This is a genomic window from Agromyces selenitireducens, from assembly GCF_052748465.2.
In genome coordinates, this window is sequence record NZ_CM188259.1 from 1,028,571 (window position 1) to 1,043,420 (window position 14,850).

The 14,850-nt window shown below is 72.1% G+C and carries 16 protein-coding genes; 11 read left to right on the forward strand and 5 right to left on the reverse strand.

What is annotated here, in order from left to right:
• Window positions 1–7 precede the first annotated feature (7 nt).
• The 3 genes from ACULK4_RS04840 to ACULK4_RS04850 are packed head-to-tail and all read right to left on the reverse strand — an operon-like array spanning window position 8 to window position 1,743.
• A complete protein-coding gene (locus tag ACULK4_RS04840; protein ID WP_445965783.1) occupies window positions 8–688 on the reverse strand; it encodes a cation efflux transmembrane domain-containing protein in 681 nt (226 codons plus the stop codon).
• Window positions 664–1,020, reverse strand: coding sequence for a Cd(II)/Pb(II)-sensing metalloregulatory transcriptional regulator CmtR (gene cmtR, locus ACULK4_RS04845; protein WP_445965782.1), 357 nt, complete (start codon window positions 1,018–1,020; stop codon window positions 664–666). Before cmtR ends, ACULK4_RS04840 begins: the two co-directional genes overlap by 25 nt.
• A gap of 54 nt (window positions 1,021–1,074) precedes the next feature.
• Window positions 1,075–1,743 (reverse strand): hypothetical protein, encoded by a 669-nt coding sequence (locus tag ACULK4_RS04850; RefSeq protein ID WP_445965781.1) that lies wholly within the window; start codon window positions 1,741–1,743, stop codon window positions 1,075–1,077.
• Window positions 1,744–1,931: 188 nt separating this feature from the next.
• Here ACULK4_RS04850 and ACULK4_RS04855 point away from each other — a divergent pair, with 188 nt between their 5' ends.
• From ACULK4_RS04855 to ACULK4_RS04900, 10 genes are all read left to right on the forward strand, one after another.
• The gene (locus ACULK4_RS04855) at window positions 1,932–2,489 is read left to right on the forward strand and encodes a putative immunity protein (protein ID WP_445965780.1); all 558 of its coding nucleotides are present in this window, start codon (window positions 1,932–1,934) and stop codon (window positions 2,487–2,489) included.
• A 47-nt stretch (window positions 2,490–2,536) separates the two neighbouring features.
• Window positions 2,537–2,950, forward strand: a complete 414-nt coding sequence (locus ACULK4_RS04860; RefSeq protein ID WP_445965779.1) for a bleomycin resistance protein — start codon at window positions 2,537–2,539, stop codon at window positions 2,948–2,950.
• Window positions 2,951–3,026: 76 nt separating this feature from the next.
• Entirely contained in the window at window positions 3,027–3,989 is a 963-nt protein-coding gene (locus ACULK4_RS04865) for a DUF6807 domain-containing protein (RefSeq protein WP_445965778.1), read from the forward strand.
• On the forward strand, window positions 3,986–4,738 hold the full coding sequence (locus ACULK4_RS04870) for a cupin domain-containing protein (protein WP_445965777.1): 753 nt from the start codon (window positions 3,986–3,988) through the stop codon (window positions 4,736–4,738). The genes ACULK4_RS04865 and ACULK4_RS04870 overlap by 4 nt, the downstream gene beginning before the upstream one ends.
• Window positions 4,735–5,829 (forward strand): Gfo/Idh/MocA family protein, encoded by a 1,095-nt coding sequence (locus ACULK4_RS04875; RefSeq protein ID WP_445965776.1) that lies wholly within the window; start codon window positions 4,735–4,737, stop codon window positions 5,827–5,829. The genes ACULK4_RS04870 and ACULK4_RS04875 overlap by 4 nt, the downstream gene beginning before the upstream one ends.
• A complete protein-coding gene (locus ACULK4_RS04880; RefSeq protein WP_445965775.1) occupies window positions 5,826–6,872 on the forward strand; it encodes a glycoside hydrolase family protein in 1,047 nt (348 codons plus the stop codon). The genes ACULK4_RS04875 and ACULK4_RS04880 overlap by 4 nt, the downstream gene beginning before the upstream one ends.
• Before the next feature lie 187 nt (window positions 6,873–7,059).
• Window positions 7,060–8,373: an ABC transporter substrate-binding protein gene (locus ACULK4_RS04885; RefSeq protein WP_445965774.1), complete on the forward strand. Its 1,314-nt coding sequence runs from the start codon at window positions 7,060–7,062 to the stop codon at window positions 8,371–8,373.
• Window positions 8,374–8,542: 169 nt separating this feature from the next.
• Window positions 8,543–9,439: a carbohydrate ABC transporter permease gene (locus tag ACULK4_RS04890; protein WP_445965938.1), complete on the forward strand. Its 897-nt coding sequence runs from the start codon at window positions 8,543–8,545 to the stop codon at window positions 9,437–9,439.
• A complete protein-coding gene (locus ACULK4_RS04895) occupies window positions 9,436–10,359 on the forward strand; it encodes a carbohydrate ABC transporter permease (protein ID WP_445965773.1) in 924 nt (307 codons plus the stop codon). Before ACULK4_RS04890 ends, ACULK4_RS04895 begins: the two co-directional genes overlap by 4 nt.
• Window positions 10,360–10,369: 10 nt before the next feature.
• Window positions 10,370–11,023 carry a hypothetical protein gene (locus ACULK4_RS04900; protein ID WP_445965772.1) on the forward strand — a complete coding sequence of 218 codons (654 nt, stop codon included), beginning with the start codon at window positions 10,370–10,372 and terminating at the stop codon, window positions 11,021–11,023.
• A gap of 57 nt (window positions 11,024–11,080) precedes the next feature.
• On the opposite strand, the gene ACULK4_RS04905 is transcribed toward ACULK4_RS04900, so the two are convergent.
• Window positions 11,081–11,560 (reverse strand): DUF6194 family protein, encoded by a 480-nt coding sequence (locus ACULK4_RS04905; RefSeq protein ID WP_445965771.1) that lies wholly within the window; start codon window positions 11,558–11,560, stop codon window positions 11,081–11,083.
• A gap of 39 nt (window positions 11,561–11,599) precedes the next feature.
• Here ACULK4_RS04905 and ACULK4_RS04910 point away from each other — a divergent pair, with 39 nt between their 5' ends.
• A complete protein-coding gene (locus ACULK4_RS04910) occupies window positions 11,600–12,343 on the forward strand; it encodes a MerR family transcriptional regulator (protein ID WP_445965770.1) in 744 nt (247 codons plus the stop codon).
• A 39-nt stretch (window positions 12,344–12,382) separates the two neighbouring features.
• Here the strand turns inward: ACULK4_RS04910 and ACULK4_RS04915 are convergent, their stop codons facing one another.
• Window positions 12,383–14,755, reverse strand: coding sequence for a beta-galactosidase (locus ACULK4_RS04915; RefSeq protein WP_445965769.1), 2,373 nt, complete (start codon window positions 14,753–14,755; stop codon window positions 12,383–12,385).
• Window positions 14,756–14,850 lie beyond the last annotated feature (95 nt).

The following is a 14,850-nucleotide window of genomic DNA, read 5'->3' on the forward strand; positions in this document are numbered from 1 at the left end:
GCGCCGCTCAGTCGGCGCCGGCCCGCTCCTCCTCGAGCTCCTCGAGCACCTCGAGCGGCGACTCCACCTCGCCCCGCCAGGCCTCGACGCCCTCGCGCACGGCGAGTGCTGCGACGACGAGCGCCGCGACCGAGTCGGCCCACCACCAGCCGAACAGCGAGTTCAACAGCAGCCCGATGAGCACCGTGCCCGAGAGGTAGACGCAGAGCAGCAGTTGCGTGGCATCCGCCTGCACGCTCTTCGACCCGAGCTCGCGGCCGGTGCGGAACTCGATCCACGCCAGGAGCGGCATCACGATGAGGCTGGCGACGGTGATGGCGATGCCGAGCGGGCTGTGCCCGACGCGTTCGACGCCGGTGAGCGAGATGATCGCGTCGACCGTCACGTATGCCGCGAGCGCGAAGAACGCGATGCCGATCGCGCGCACCGTCGGCTTCTCCCAGCGCTCGGGGTCGCGCCGCGTGAACTGCCAGGCCACCGCCGCGGCCGAGGCCACCTCGATGAACGAGTCGAGTCCGAATCCGATGAGCGCCGCAGAGGATGCCGCGACGCCGGCCGTGAGCGCGATGATGCCCTCGAGCACGTTGTAGCCGATGGTGAACGCGACGATCATGCGCACGCGGCGGTGCAGGGTCGTGCGGCGCTCGGGAGTGAGCGTGGCGATCAACGGACCCCCTCGATGCAGCATCCGGCGACGGTGCACGCCGGATCGATGCAGGGCGCGTTCTCGTCGACCGCGAGGGTGGTCTCGAGCAGTGAGGTGAGCGCGTGCGCGAGGTGCGGATCGGCGATCTCGTACCGGGTCTGGCGACCCTCGGGTTCGGCGACGACGATGCCGCAGTCGCGCAGGCACGCGAGGTGGTTCGACACGTTCGGCCGGGTCAGTTCGAGTTCGCGGGCGAGCACCGCCGGGTAGCTCGGACCGTCGAGCAGGGTCATCAGGATCCGGGAGCGGGTCGGGTCTGCCATCGCGCGGCCGAGCCGGTTCATCACGTCGAGTCCGGTCGAAAGGGTCAGCATGCGCTGACTATACATTGTGGACTGACCAATCGGCCAGCCCAGCGGCATCCGTTCTCAACTGGGTTCGGATGACGCCGCGACCCGTTCGCGCAGACCGCGCAGCATGCCACGCGACATGATGAAGTCCGCCGGGACGATGAACGCGTGCGCCCCGAGCGTGAGCCACCACGGGGCCGTGCGCGCGCGCCACCTGAACACGAGCCGGGTCGCGCGGCCGCCGTCGACGGGTCTCAGGCGGAAGCTCCACGTCCAGCGCAGGCGGGCCAGGTCGCGCTCCCGCCACGACAGCGGCAGGTGCGTCGTCGACTCGAGCACCAGGTGGTCGGCCGTTTCCGCCTCGCGAACGGTGAACCCGCAGACCGACTCGGGTGGCCCGTCGGGGATCACGTCGCCGACCTTCAGATCCTGGAACTCGGCGTGGATGCGGCTCGCACTCGGCCAGTTGTCGGGGAAGAGCAGCACGTCGACCCAGCGCGGGGTGTACCAGCCGCCGCGGTGCCAGCCGACCTGAACCAGCCATGGCCAGATCTGCTCGGGCGGTGCCGGGAGCGTCGCCGCGTGCGTCGCCACGATCTGCGGTCGGTCGACGACCTCGTCGCCGGGGAGTCGAGCGCGTCGTTCCTCGACCGTCGACCCGTAGGTGCGGCCGAGCCAGTGGAGCGCCAGGGCCCCGGCTGCGATCGGAGCGAACACGGCCAACGCGACGTTGCGAGCGGAGGGCATGCGCCGAGTCTGGCGATTGCGGGCGTGGCCGGGCGGGTCGATGGTCCCGCGACGAGTGCGCCGGTACGTCGGTACTGCGGTACCGCGTCCGCGACCCGGAACACTCGAGAGCGCCCACGCAGCGAACGGATGCCGCGCTCGAGCCCGCGCCCTCGCTCGTGGGTGCCTGCGTGCGTGAGGATGGACCCATGAGGGACTCCTATGCGATCGACCTCAGTGACGACGATCTCCGCGAGGTCACGGACTTCGCGGCGCGATGCGCGCGCGCCGTGCTGCCGATCTTCGAACGCGACGTGCCGAGCGACGAGCGCGCGCGCGAGGCGATCGACGCGGCGCGCGAATTCGCCGAGGGCGGGACGCGCACGAGCGCCCTGCGCACCAGCGCGTGGGGCGCCTTCCGTGCGGCCCAGGTCGCTGCGACGCCGGCCGCCTCCGAAGCGGCCCACGCGGCGAGTGCGGCGGCAGGCGCGGCGTTCCTGCATCCGCTCGCCCACCCAGACCAGGTGAAGCACATCCTCGGGTCCGCCGCCCGTGCGGCGCGCGCGGTCGAGGTCGAGGCAGACGACGCCCGGGGCGTCGGTGAGGCCTACCTGGAGGAGGAGCTCCCCGAGGTTCCCCCCGCGGTGATCGAGGTGCTCCGCCGGTATCCCCCCGCGCCGAACGGCGGCGGGCGAGTGGGCGAACTGATGCGCCTCCTCGACGCGTACCTCCGTGCGTCCGAACCCTCGTCGCCCCCGCCGGAGTGACGCGCGAACCCTGGCCGCGGACGGCGTTCCGGGGCACAATGCGAGTCATGTCGGACTCGACCCCGCGCGACCGTGCCGTGCCGAACCTGCCGTCCCGCGACCTCGACACGAGCGAGGCGTTCTACGCCGGCTTCGGATTCGAGCGCGCCTTCCGAGACGACGGCTGGATGATCCTCCGGCGGGGTGGGCTCCAGCTGGAGTTCTTCCCGTTCGCCGAACTCGATCCCGCTGCGAGCGCGCACCGCTGCACGGTTCGCGTCGCGGACGTCGACGAGCTGGCCGAGGCCATCGCCGCCGCCGGCGTGCCGGTCCGTGACACCGGGTTCCCGCGCCTGCACGAGGTGCGCCTGCAGGACTGGGGGCTCAGGGCGGGTCACCTCGTCGATCCCGACGGCAACCTGCTCACGCTCATCGCCGAACCGGCACTCCCGGAACAGCGGACGACGTCCACGGCCATGTAGGATGGGATAGCGCTTTCCGGTCTGACGTCCCGACGGCCGCCGCGCACCACGGATCGACGACGACACGAGGAGACCGATGCCCGACCTCCGGATCGCCCGCGACGACGACCGAATCATGATCCACGCCGCCGGCGAGGTGCTCGCCGAATACGTCTTCCGGCCCGCCCATCCGACGTTCGAGTCGCCGCGCCCGTACCTCAGCCCGATCCGCACGCTCGGCGGCGAGACCGTCTCGCTCTACCGCCCGCACGACCACGTCTGGCACAAGGGCATCGCGTGGTCGCTCCCCGTCGTCGGCGACGAGAACTTCTGGGGCGGCCCGACCTTCGTGCGAGGTGAGGGCTACGTGCAGCTGCCGAACAACGGCGAGCAGCGGCACGTCGGCTTCGAGCCGAAGGATGCCGCGGCGTCGGCGCCCGGCACGGCCCGCTGCGTCGAGCTCCTCGAGTGGATCACGCAGACCGGCGAACGGATCTTCGACGAGGAGCGCACGCTCGCGGCATCCGTCATCACCGACGATGCGTGGCTGCTCGGCTTCGCCACCCGCATGGCCAACACCACCGACCGGCCGATCCCGATCGGCTCGCCCACGACCCGCGGCCGCGAGAACGCCGGATACGGCGGCCTCTTCTGGCGCGGCCCGCGCTCGTTCACGGGCGGCAGCGTGCTCGCGCCGGGCGTCGCGGGCGGCGACGAGCTGCGCGGCATCCGCTCGCCCTGGATGGGGTTCACTGGGCGCCACGACGAGACGGACGCCGCATCCACCGTCGTCCTGGTCGACGACCCCGCCAACCTGCAGCACCCGCCGCAGTGGTTCGCGCGCAGCGAGGAGTTCGCGTGCCTGTGCCCCGCGCCGTTCTTCAGCGACGAGCACGTCGTCGAGCCCGGTGCGGCGATGACCCTGCGGTACGGGATCGTGATCGCGGACGGCGCATCCGACCCCGAGCGGGCCGCGCGGCTGGCCGGACTCGCCGCGGAGCGCCTTCCCGAGCTGCTCGTGCCGGCGCCCACCGCAGCGGAGACCTCGGACGCCTCGTGACCGCCCCCGCGTTCCCCGGCGCCACCTCGGTCAGCGCCCTCGAGGTCTACGACGACGTGGCCGCCGACGGGCTCGCGGGCGGCACGCCGCACCTGCACACCGTCTCGGCCGAGGCGTACCTCGTCGTCGGCGGACGCGGGCGGCTGCACACGATCGACGGCGCCGGCGCGTTCGCCGAGCTCGCGCTCGCGCCCGGAGACCTCGTGTGGTTCGCGCCCGGTGTCATCCACCGCGCGGTGAACGACGGCGGGCTCGACGTGCGCGTCATCATGCAGAACGCCGGGCTCCCCGAAGCCGGCGACGCCGTCATGACGTTCCCCGACGCCGTGCTCGCCGACCCCGGGCGGTATGCGGATGCCGCGGCGCTGCCCGGTGACGAGGCATCCGACGTCGAACGCCTCGCGGCCGCAGTCGCGCGCCGCGACCTCGCCGTCGAGGGGTATCGCGCGCTGTTCCGGGACGACGGCGCGGTCGACCGCGAGCGTCTCGCCCGGCTGCACGAGCAGGCCGCTGCGCTCGTGGCGCGTCGCGCCCCCGAGTGGCGCGCCCGCTGGCAGGCGGGCGCGCTCGCCGTCGCCCGCGAGACCGGCGAGCGCCTCGACGCGCTCGCGGCCGGGCGCGACCCGGGGCTCGGCGCGGCGCGCGTCGCCGCGGCATCCGGCACCCCGGCCCTCGGCATGTGCGGGCGCCTGCACCGCTACGACACCTCGATCGACGCCACCATCGACCCCACCGGAGGAGACCGATGACCGCCCCGACCACCCCGCTGCGCGCCGCGATCGTCGGCACCGGCGCGATCGCCAATGCGCACGCGCAGGCGATCGCCGCGACGCCCGACGCCGAGCTCGTCGCCGTCGTCGACCGCGATATCGACCACGCGAGGGCGTTCGCCGAACGCTGGGGCGGGCCGGCGGTCGCCGATTCGCTCGACGCGCTCCTCGCCGGCGACGGCGTCGACGTGCTGCACGTCTGCACCCCGCCCGGAGTGCACGCCTCGCAGGCCATCGCCGCGCTCGACGCGGGTGCGCACGTGATCTGCGAGAAGCCGGCCGCCCTCTCGCTCGACGAGTTCGACGCGATGACGGATGCCGCGAACCGCAACGACCGTCGTCTGGCCGTCGTGTTCCAGCAGCGAACCGGCACCGCCGCCGCGCACATCAAGGGACTGCTCGACTCCGCGGCGCTCGGCCGCCCGCTCGTCGCGACCTGCCAGACGCTCTGGTACCGCGACCCCGCCTACTTCGAAGTGCCGTGGCGGGGCAAGTGGGCGACCGAGGGCGGCGGGCCGACGCTCGGACTCGGCATCCACCAGATCGACCTGCTCGCGTGGTTGCTCGGCGACTGGGCGAGCGTGAACGGGCAGCTCTGGCGGCTCGCGCGCGAGACCGAGATGGAGGACGTCTCGACGGCGACCGTCGCGTTCGAGAGCGGCGTCGTGGCATCCGTCATCACGAGCGCGCTCTCGCCGCGCGAGACGAGCTCGATCCGCATCGACACCGAGCTCGCCACCGTCACGGTCGACCACCTCTACGGGCACGGGCACGAGCACTGGCGCATCACGCCCGCGCCGGGCGTCGACCCGGCCGTCGTCGACGGGTGGGCGCTGCCGCCCGCCGAGGAGGCCAGCGGCCACGACCCGCTCGTGCGCGACATCTACCGGGCGCTCGTCAGCGGTGGTCCGCTGCCGTCCACGGCGACCGACCCCGCACGCTCGTTCGAGATCGTCACGGCGATCTACTCGTCGTCGGCAGCCGGCCGCACGGTCACGCGCGCGACGCTGCGCGACGACGCCGATCGACGCCGCAGCCTCGAGAGCCCGGTCGTCGACCTGCGCCGATGAGCGGGCGAGCGGATGCCGCGGGGCCGGCGTCCACGCCCGTGTCAGGGGCCGCCGCGGCATCCGTCGGCCGAGTCGACCTGCCCGACGACGACGCGCTGTTCCACGACTCGGTGCACGACGGCGCGACGGATCCCACCGTCATCCGTCATCACGCGACGGGGGAGTGGTGGATGCTCTACACCCAGCGCCGTGCATCGGTCGACGAGCCGGGGGTCGCGTGGGTGCACGGCAGCCGCATCGGCGTCGCGCGCTCGGCGGACGGACTCGCCTGGCGGTACGCGGGCACGGTCGACGACCTGCGCCTCGGCGACGGGACGGTGCCGGAACAGGCGCAGACGCACTGGGCGCCCGAAGTGATCTTCGACGGCGAGCGGTATCGCATGTACCTCACCGTGATCGACGGCATTCCCGACCGGTGGGAGGGGCATCCGCGCCGTATCGTCGAGTACGTGAGCGACGACCTCGCGCGGTGGACGGTGGTCGGGGAGGTGCCGCTGAGCTCCGACCGCGTGATCGACGCGTGCGTGACGCCCTGCCCCGACGGGCTGTGGCGCATGTGGTTCAAGGACGAAGCGGACGACTCGACCACCTGGGTCGCCGCGAGCGCGGACCTCGCGCCGGGGTCGTGGCGCGTCGAGGGGCGGGCGATCGCCGGGCGTCCGCACGAGGGGCCGAACGTGTTCGAGCTCGGCGGCTGGTGGTGGATGCTCGTCGACGAGTGGCGCGGCATGGGCGTGTTCCGCTCGCGCGACGCGATCTCGTGGATCCGGCAGGGCGGCTCCGACGACGTGATCCTCGGCGCCCCCGGCCGTCGCCGCGGCGACGCGACGTTCGGCCGGCACGGCGACGTGGTCGTCGCGGGCGACCGGGCGCTGCTCTACTACTTCACCCACCCGCACTGGGACGGGTCCGAGCTGGGGTCGACGGATGCCGCATCCGCGCGCCGCAGCGCGATCTTCGCCGCACCGCTCGCCGTGGTCGACGGGGTGCTCGTCTGCGACCGCGACGCGCCGCTCGCCCCGCTCGGCGCCGTCGGCGCTTGACGTCACGCGAGGGGACGGGACCGGACGGGGACGGAGGCGCCGTGGCATCCGTCTCGAAACGGTATCGGTTGAAACGATTTTCTGCATTCGATTGACCGATCGCCGACTTGGCGTTACATTTGGGGAAGCGCTTTCCCACTCCAGCGTGATGCACCAGGCAGACAGCGACGTTTCCAGGAGGACAACGATGTTCAAGATTCGCACCCGACGCGCGGCACTCGCCGGCGTCGCGCTCGCAGCGAGCAGCGCGCTCGTGCTCACGGGGTGCTCCGGCGGGGGATCCGAGCCCGCCGCCGAGTTCGACCCCGACGAGGAGGTCACGCTCGACCTCGCCTTCTGGGGCAACGACGTGCGCGCCGAGATGTACGACGAGGCCATCGCCGCGTTCAACGAGGAGTACCCGAACATCACGGTGAACACCCAGTTCCTCGGCTTCCCCGAGTTCTGGGAGAAGCGCCAGACCGAGGCGGCCGGCGGTGGGCTGCCCGACGTGATGCAGTTCGACTACTCGTACCTCCGCCAGTACTCCGAGAACGGGCTGCTGCTCGACCTCACGCCGTACCTCGGCAACATCATCGACACCGAGCCGCTCAGCGAGAACATCCTGCAGATCGGCGTCGTCGGCGACGAGACCACCGGCATCCCGACCTCCACGAACGCGTGGGGCATGTACACCAACCCGGCGCTGCTCGAGCAGGTCGGCGTCGAGGAGTTCCCCGGCGGCACCTGGGAGGACTACAACGACTGGATGGCCGAGGTCACCGACGCGGCCGAGGCCGCGGGCGTCGAGCTCTGGGGCGGCACCGACTGGACCGGCCGCATCCAGAACTTCGAGATCCAGCAGCGTGCCGCGGGCGAGGATCTCTTCACCCCCGAGGGCGAGCCGAACTTCACCGAGGAGGACCTCGCGGACTTCTGGTCGCAGGGTGACGAGATCCGCACCGACGGCTCGGTCATCGGCCAGCAGCGACTCGAGGAGGTGTTCCCGCTGTCCGGCTTCGACTCGGCGCTCACCGCGAGCGAGCTGACCTGGGACAACTTCGGCGCCGGCTACCTCGGCAACCTCGGTGAGGGCTACAGCGAGCTCGGCCTCGTCGCCCCGCCCGTGACCGAGGAGGGGGCGCAGGACCTCTACCTCAAGCCGTCGATGCTGCACTCCATCGCGGCGACGACCGACCACCCCGAGGCATCCGCCACCCTGCTGAACTACCTCGTCAACGCCCCCGAGGTCGGCGAGGCCTTCGGCACCAACCGCGGCATCCCCGCCTCGGAGACCCAGCTCGACGGCGCCGAGCTCGACCCGCTGGGCGAGCAGATCGCCGCCTACGAGGAGTCGATCTCCGACCGCCTCGGCGACGCCCCGCCCGTGCCGATCGTCGGCTACGGCACCCTCGAGGAGAAGTTCCGCCAGATCGGCCAGGAGCTCGGCTACGGCACCATCACCGTCGACGAGGCCGTGGAGCAGTTCTTCGCCGAGATGGACGTCGTCCTGAACCAGTAGCGGCACCTCGGGTCCGGGCCGTCGCGGCCCGGACCCGGAGTACCCTCAGGACCGAACCGGGAGAACCATTGTGACCAGCACCCTGACGAGAACGATCGTCACGGCCGAGGAAGACGGCACCAGGCGCCGCTTCGGCCGTCGCGGCCCCGACGTCCCGGCGCGAGCCGGACTGAAGGCCAGGAACCGCCGGGAGACGGCGACGGGCTACACGTTCCTCCTCCCGTGGATGATCGGCTTCGTCGGCCTCACGCTCGGGCCGATGCTCTACTCGCTGTACCTCGCCTTCACGCGGTACAACCTCTTCACCGACCCGCAGTGGGTGGGCCTCGACAACTTCGTGCGGATGTTCACCGAGGACCCGCAGTACATCCAGTCGGTGCAGATCACGCTCGTGTACGTGCTGGTCGGCACCCCCATCAAGCTCGCCGCGGCCCTCGCCGTCGCGATGCTCCTGAACTACCGCGACAAGGGCTCGACCTTCTTCCGCTCCTCGTTCTACGCGCCGTCGCTGATCGGCGCGAGCGTCTCGGTCGCGATCGTGTGGCGCGCGATGTTCTCCACCGACGGGCCCGTCGACAACACGCTCAGCATCTTCGGCATCGAGCTCGGCGGCTGGGTCGGCAACGTCGCCCTCGTGCTGCCGATGATGATCCTGCTGGCGGTGTGGCAGTTCGGCGCCCCGATGGTGATCTTCCTCGCCGGCCTCAAGCAGGTGCCGCGGGAGCTCTACGAGGCCGCCGAGGTCGACGGTGCCGGCCCGATCCGCAAGTTCCGGTCGGTGACCTTCCCGATGCTCTCGAGCGTGATCTTCTTCAACCTGCTGCTCGAGCTGATCAACGCGTTCCAGGTGTTCGCGTCGGCGTACATCATCTCCAACGGCTCGGGCGGACCGGCCGGCATGACGAACTTCTACACGGTCTACCTCTACAAGCGCGGCTTCGCCGACCTGCAGATGGGCTACGCGGCCGCGATGGCCTGGGTCCTCGTGATCGTCGTCGCCATCATCGCCGCGATTCTCTTCAAGACCCAGAAGTCGTGGGTCCACTACGCGGGAGACAACCGATGAGCACTTCCACCATCGAGCAGCCCCGGGCCGAGTTCCTCGAGGTCGAGCTCCAGCCGGGCGACACCCAGGGGCGGCGTCGCATCAAGCGCAAGACCGTCAACACGATCATCTGGTTCGTGGTGCTCGCCGCCCTGACCGCGATCGTGCTCTACCCGCTGGTCTGGCTGCTGTTCGCCACGTTCAAGCCGTCGAGCGAGTTCGGCCAGAACCCGGGTCTCGTGCCCGACGACCCCACGATCGACAACTACTTCAAGGTCCTCGAGGGCATCGCGGGCACCCCGCTCTGGCGGTTCTTCGCGAACTCGCTGTTCATCGCGGTCATGGCCGTGATCGGCACGCTGTTCTCGTCGGCGCTCGCGGCGTACGCGTTCGCCCGCGTGCAGTTCAAGGGCGTCGGGATCCTGTTCGCGGCGATGATCGGCACGCTGCTGCTGCCGTTCCACGTCGTGATCATCCCGCAGTACATCATGTTCCAGAAGCTCGACATGATCGACACGTACTGGCCGCTGATCCTGCCGAAGTTCCTCGCGACCGAGGCGTTCTTCGTGTTCCTCATCGTGCAGTTCATCCGCAACATCCCACGCGACATGGACGAGGCGGCGCGCATCGACGGCGCCGGCCACTGGCGGACGTTCTTCTCGATCATCCTGCCGCTGATCAAGCCGGCCCTGATCACGAGCGCGATCTTCACGTTCATCTGGACGTGGAACGACTTCCTCGGCCCGCTGCTCTACGTGAACAGCCCCGAGCAGTACCCGCTGCCGATCGCGCTGCGCCTCTACAACGACCAGACGTCGACGTCGGACTACGGGGCGACGGTCGCGGTGTCGTTCCTGGCGCTCGTGCCGATCCTGATCTTCTTCATCGTGTTCCAGCGGTTCCTCGTCGACGGCGTGGCGACCCAGGGCCTGAAGGGCTAGGGGCGAGCGGATGTCGCGGGCGAGCGAGCGGGCGGCGCGTCACGCCGAGCGATCGGGCTCCGGTCCGGTCCGCTCGGACGCGCCGCCCGCGCGCTTCCCCGGCGCGACGAGCGCGTTCGCGCTGCTCGGCGAGGTGCTCCTCGTCGGGGTGCTCGTCGCGATCGTCTCGATCCCCGTGGTGACGTTGCCCGCCGCGCTCGCGGCGGGCGTACGGCACCTGCGGCGCTTCCTCAAGGCGGAGCACTCGCCGCTCGGGCTGTTCTGGGCCGACGTGCGGGCGGGGATCCTGGGCGGGATCGGCGTGGGCGCGGCATCCGTCGTGCTCGTGCTCGTGCTGTTGCTCGACATCGACCTCGCGGGCAGCGGTGCGCTGCCCGGCGGACCGGTCGTCGCCGCCGTCGGCTGGATCGGGCTCGCGGCGCTCGCGCTGGCGCTGTTCACCGCCGCCGGGCTGTGGTCGCCGCAGCGCGGGTGGCTCGGCGCGCTGCGTCTCGTGCCGCGGACCGTCGTGGCCGACCCCGTCGGTGCCGCCTACCTCGTCGCCGCGGGCGTGTTCGCGGTCGTCGTGACGTGGCAGCTGCTCCCGCTCATCGTGCCCGCGCTCGGCTGCGTGGCGCTCGCGATCGTGGCCGTGCCCGAGCGGCCGCGGCGCGTTCGCGCCTGAAGGCCGGGGGGGTCGCGCGCTCCCGGCGCGCAGTCTCTCGAGGCGGACGGCTCGCGCTCAGTCCGGCATCGAGTGGGTCGCTTCGCGGCGCTCCACTCGAGCGCGAGCGCGATCGTGGGCCTCGCGGAGCAACCGCAGCACCGTGCCCAGCGTGCGCTCGGCCGGCGCGACGACGCAGATCCAGCCGAGCGAACCGTAGACGGGGTGCGGATTCACGACGTCTGCGGCCGCGAAATCCCTCCGGCGGCTCAGGGCGCGCGGATCCTCGCCGGTCGCGTCGTGAAAGGCGCCGCGGGCGACGTGGACGTTCACGCGCCACCGGTCCGGCCCGCCGAGCGCCGACGCGGTGTCGCCGGGGTAGTCCTTGGTGACGATCGTCGCGTAGGGCTGCGTGCGCTCGGGCAGGCGGCCGTCGGGCGCGTAGTAGAAGAAGCTGTCGCCCCATGCGACCTCCGGGACGTCGTCGCCGGCCTCCGGTCGCACCACGAGCGAACCGTCGAACCCTCGCACCGCGTCGATGATCTGCTGCATACTCATGGTTCGAGTGTGACCTTCAAGTGCTTATGTGGGGTTTCGATGGGTGAGACGCATGCCGCGGGTGGAGGCCCGCTTCGGACCGCCGACGTCGCGCGTCGGTCCGGCTACTCGGTGCAGCAGGTCCGCGACCTGGAGCGACTCGGAGTCATCCCCTCGGCCGAGCGCGAGTCGAACGGGTATCGGGCGTATTCGATCCGCCACGTGCACGCGCTCCGGGCCTACCGCGGACTCGCCGTGGCCGCCGGGCCCGTCGCGGCCCGGCGCCTGCTCGCGACGCTGCACTCCGCGACGATCACCGAGGCGGCCGCCGCCATCGACGAGGCGCACGTGAGCCTCGCCCGCGAGCGCGGTGAGGTCGAGCGTGCCTTGGCAGCGCTGCGGGTCATCGCGTCGGAGCGCGCGGGTGCACCCCGCGAGCGCGCCGTCGACGCGATGACGATCAGCGAGCTCGCCGACGCGCTCGGGGTCCGCCCGTCGACCCTGCGGTTCTGGGAGCAGGAGGGACTGGTCCGGCCCGACCGCGTCACCTCCCTCCGGGCGCGCAGGTACGCGTCGCGGGCCGCCGACGAGGCGCGCATCGTCGCTGCGCTTCGCGGCGCGGGATACGGCGTGCCGGACGTACGCGCCCTCATGGCGGAGCTGGGCGAGCTCGGCGGGGCGCTCGAGGCCGACCGCCTCCTCGCCCGGCGGCTCGACCGCCTTGCCGAGCGGAGCGTCGCGCTGCTCCGCGCGAGCGCCGACCTCCTGGTCCTCCTCGAGTCACCGGGCACGACTCGGGGGTGATCCAGTTCTCACGAAGGTGCGGCCGGAATCCCGCCGTTCTCAGGACGACACGCCGTCGCGGGACGCGACCCGCCGGAGAACGCCTGAGGAGGGCGTGGGCCACACGCGGGTCGCGGAGACGTGCACGGCGTCGAGGGCATGGAGCGGGGTGGCGCCGACGGCGCACCGGCGGGTGTGCGCCTCGGCGGGGAGGTGCACTTCGGCGTCGGGGTGGAGCGGGAGGATGCGAAGGCGCACGTCGGAGCCGGCGCGGACGCCCGCCGCGTCGAGGTCGACGAACCAGCGCGTGCCGTCCCAGAAGCGGTCGGCGACGGTGACGCCGTCGACCTCGAGCGCCGCCACGTCGCCCGCCCAGCGCACCTCGAGCGTGCGGCGGACGCCGGCGACCGGGTCGCCGAGGCCGACGAGGCGGTGAGCGGATGCCGCGGCGTCGAGCTGCGCGGGCGACGGCGCCGCCCGGCGCGCGGGCGTGCCGCCGTACGACGGCAACGGCGTGCCCGCGTCGCGTGCGGGCTCGGCGGCCACCTCGAGCTCCGGTGCGTCGTCGCCTTCGAACGCGAGCCGCGTGAAGTCGCCGGAGGCGGGCTCGTACCGGAGCACGTCGGGCGCACGGTCGGAGCGGGCGGCGAGGGCGGCGCCGTCGAGCCACAGCGGCGCGGGCGAGCGCAGCAGCATCCGCTCTCCCGAGGGGCTGTCGAGGACCCAGAGGTCGTCGGCCCATCCCGCGGGAAGGACGAGCACGTCGAGCGCTGCGACGCGGTCGTGCACGCGGTGGAGCGTAGCGCGGTCGGGCGCGGCGTCGAGGAGGAGAGATGCCGACGTGGCATCCGTTCGCACCGAGACCGCGGCGGGAACGCCCGGCTCGGCGAGCAGCACCAACGTGGGGCGGTCGCCATCGAGGAGGGTCAGCGCCGAGGCGGTCGCCCATTCGACGATCGCGCCGCCGAGCGCGAGTCCCAGGGGCCAGCGCGCCACGGTGCCCGGCGGGATGGTGAGCGGCGGCCGATCGGCGGACGGCACGAGCACGGGCCCCGACGCGAGCGCGACCTCGATGCGCACGTCCTCCACGGGCGACAGCGGCTCGAACGGCTGGTGGTGCCCGATGAACAGGAATCCCGCGTCGCCCTCCGAGCGGACCGCCCAGCGGAGGGTGTCGCGGTCGTCGTCGCCCTGCGGCATCCGCTCGGGCAGCCGAGCCGCCATGGGTGCGAGGCGCTCGCCGAATGCGGCGAGGAACGCGTGCTGGATCCGCAGCGCGGCATGGCTCTGCGCGAGCGTGCCGGCCGCTCCGACGGGCGCGTGGAAGTCGTAGTCGAAGCGCGGCAGATCGTTCGGGTATCCGGTCGCGAGCGACTCCTGCATGCCGTCACCAAGATTCAGGCCGCCCGCGTACATGTAGTAGCCCTGCCAGTTCGAGCCCGACCCGAGCTTCGCGTTCGCGACCGCGGCGAGGTCGAGCGCGCTCGGCAGCGGGCGGCGGTGGTAGGCGGTCGCCATGCCGCCGCCGAGCTCGCAGGTGGCGACGGGGAAGTCGGGGGACGCCGCCGCGCGGGCCCGCGGCGCGGCATCCGTCGTCTCAGTCGTCTCGGCCGAAGCGCCGCGTACGTCCGCGCCGATGCCGGGATCGTCCCAGTCGTGCGAGAAACGGAAGTGCGAGCGGAAGCTCGACGGCCACGGCGCGTCGGCGTCGACCCAGAACCCGTCGGCGTAGCCGCCGAACACCGGCATGACGACGTCGGGCGGCAGCTCGGCGCCGTCCCACGCGGTCGCGGCCCAGATCGGCGCGGACAGGCCCACCTCGCGGGCGAGTCCGACGAGCGTCGCCAGGTGGTCCGGCTGATCGATGAGCTCGTTCTCGACCTGGATGCCCACGATGGGCGAGTCCGGCCCGCACAGCGGCGCGAGCTCGCGCCCGATCGCGGCGTACCATCCTCGCGCCAGGTCGAGGTAGGCCGGGTCGTCGGTGCGATGGCGAACGGATGCCGCGGCCACCCAATCGGGGAACCCGCCGCCCCGCACCTCGCCGTGCACCCACGGCCCGATGCGTACGACCACGTCGAGGCCGACCTCGGCGGCGACCCGCACGAACGCGGCGAGGTCGAGTCCGTCGTCGAAGCGGATGCGACCGCGCTCGGGCTCGTGGTGGATCCAGATGACGTACGTCGACACCACGGTGACGCCGCCGGATCGCATGAGCTGGAGGCGTTCGCGCCATTCCGAGCGCGGGACGCGGGAGTAGTGCAGCTCACCCGAGACCGGGATCGCCGGGTGGCCGTCGAGTTCGACGTACCGGTTCGTGAGGGCGACGCGGTCGTGCCGGTCTCGTTCGTTCGACATGGCGGGGCGGGTGAGCGGCGAGCGCTCGCCCGCATCGGGCGCAGGCGCGAGGCGCAGCGGCATCCGCTCGGTCATCTCGCTCCTCCTGCTTTCTTCGTTGACGAGGTGGTCGCTCTCAGGCTACAGTGCGGGGAAGCGCTTTCCCGAACACCCCCACGAGCGCCGACCCG

Excerpts from the sequence above, each read along its gene's own strand:
- ACULK4_RS04885 (WP_445965774.1), top strand. The coding sequence starts at position 7,060 with ATGTTCAAGATTCGCACCCGACGCGCGGCACTCGCCGGCGTCGCGCTC.
- ACULK4_RS04860 (WP_445965779.1), top strand. The coding sequence starts at position 2,537 with ATGTCGGACTCGACCCCGCGCGACCGTGCCGTGCCGAACCTGCCGTCC.
- ACULK4_RS04915 (WP_445965769.1), bottom strand. The coding sequence starts at position 14,755 with ATGACCGAGCGGATGCCGCTGCGCCTCGCGCCTGCGCCCGATGCGGGC.
- ACULK4_RS04865 (WP_445965778.1), top strand. The coding sequence starts at position 3,027 with ATGCCCGACCTCCGGATCGCCCGCGACGACGACCGAATCATGATCCAC.
- ACULK4_RS04900 (WP_445965772.1), top strand. The coding sequence starts at position 10,370 with ATGTCGCGGGCGAGCGAGCGGGCGGCGCGTCACGCCGAGCGATCGGGC.
- ACULK4_RS04850 (WP_445965781.1), bottom strand. The coding sequence starts at position 1,743 with ATGCCCTCCGCTCGCAACGTCGCGTTGGCCGTGTTCGCTCCGATCGCA.
- ACULK4_RS04910 (WP_445965770.1), top strand. The coding sequence starts at position 11,600 with ATGGGTGAGACGCATGCCGCGGGTGGAGGCCCGCTTCGGACCGCCGAC.
- ACULK4_RS04855 (WP_445965780.1), top strand. The coding sequence starts at position 1,932 with ATGAGGGACTCCTATGCGATCGACCTCAGTGACGACGATCTCCGCGAG.
- ACULK4_RS04880 (WP_445965775.1), top strand. The coding sequence starts at position 5,826 with ATGAGCGGGCGAGCGGATGCCGCGGGGCCGGCGTCCACGCCCGTGTCA.
- cmtR (WP_445965782.1), bottom strand. The coding sequence starts at position 1,020 with ATGCTGACCCTTTCGACCGGACTCGACGTGATGAACCGGCTCGGCCGC.
- ACULK4_RS04905 (WP_445965771.1), bottom strand. The coding sequence starts at position 11,560 with ATGAGTATGCAGCAGATCATCGACGCGGTGCGAGGGTTCGACGGTTCG.
- ACULK4_RS04875 (WP_445965776.1), top strand. The coding sequence starts at position 4,735 with ATGACCGCCCCGACCACCCCGCTGCGCGCCGCGATCGTCGGCACCGGC.
- ACULK4_RS04895 (WP_445965773.1), top strand. The coding sequence starts at position 9,436 with ATGAGCACTTCCACCATCGAGCAGCCCCGGGCCGAGTTCCTCGAGGTC.
- ACULK4_RS04840 (WP_445965783.1), bottom strand. The coding sequence starts at position 688 with ATGCTGCATCGAGGGGGTCCGTTGATCGCCACGCTCACTCCCGAGCGC.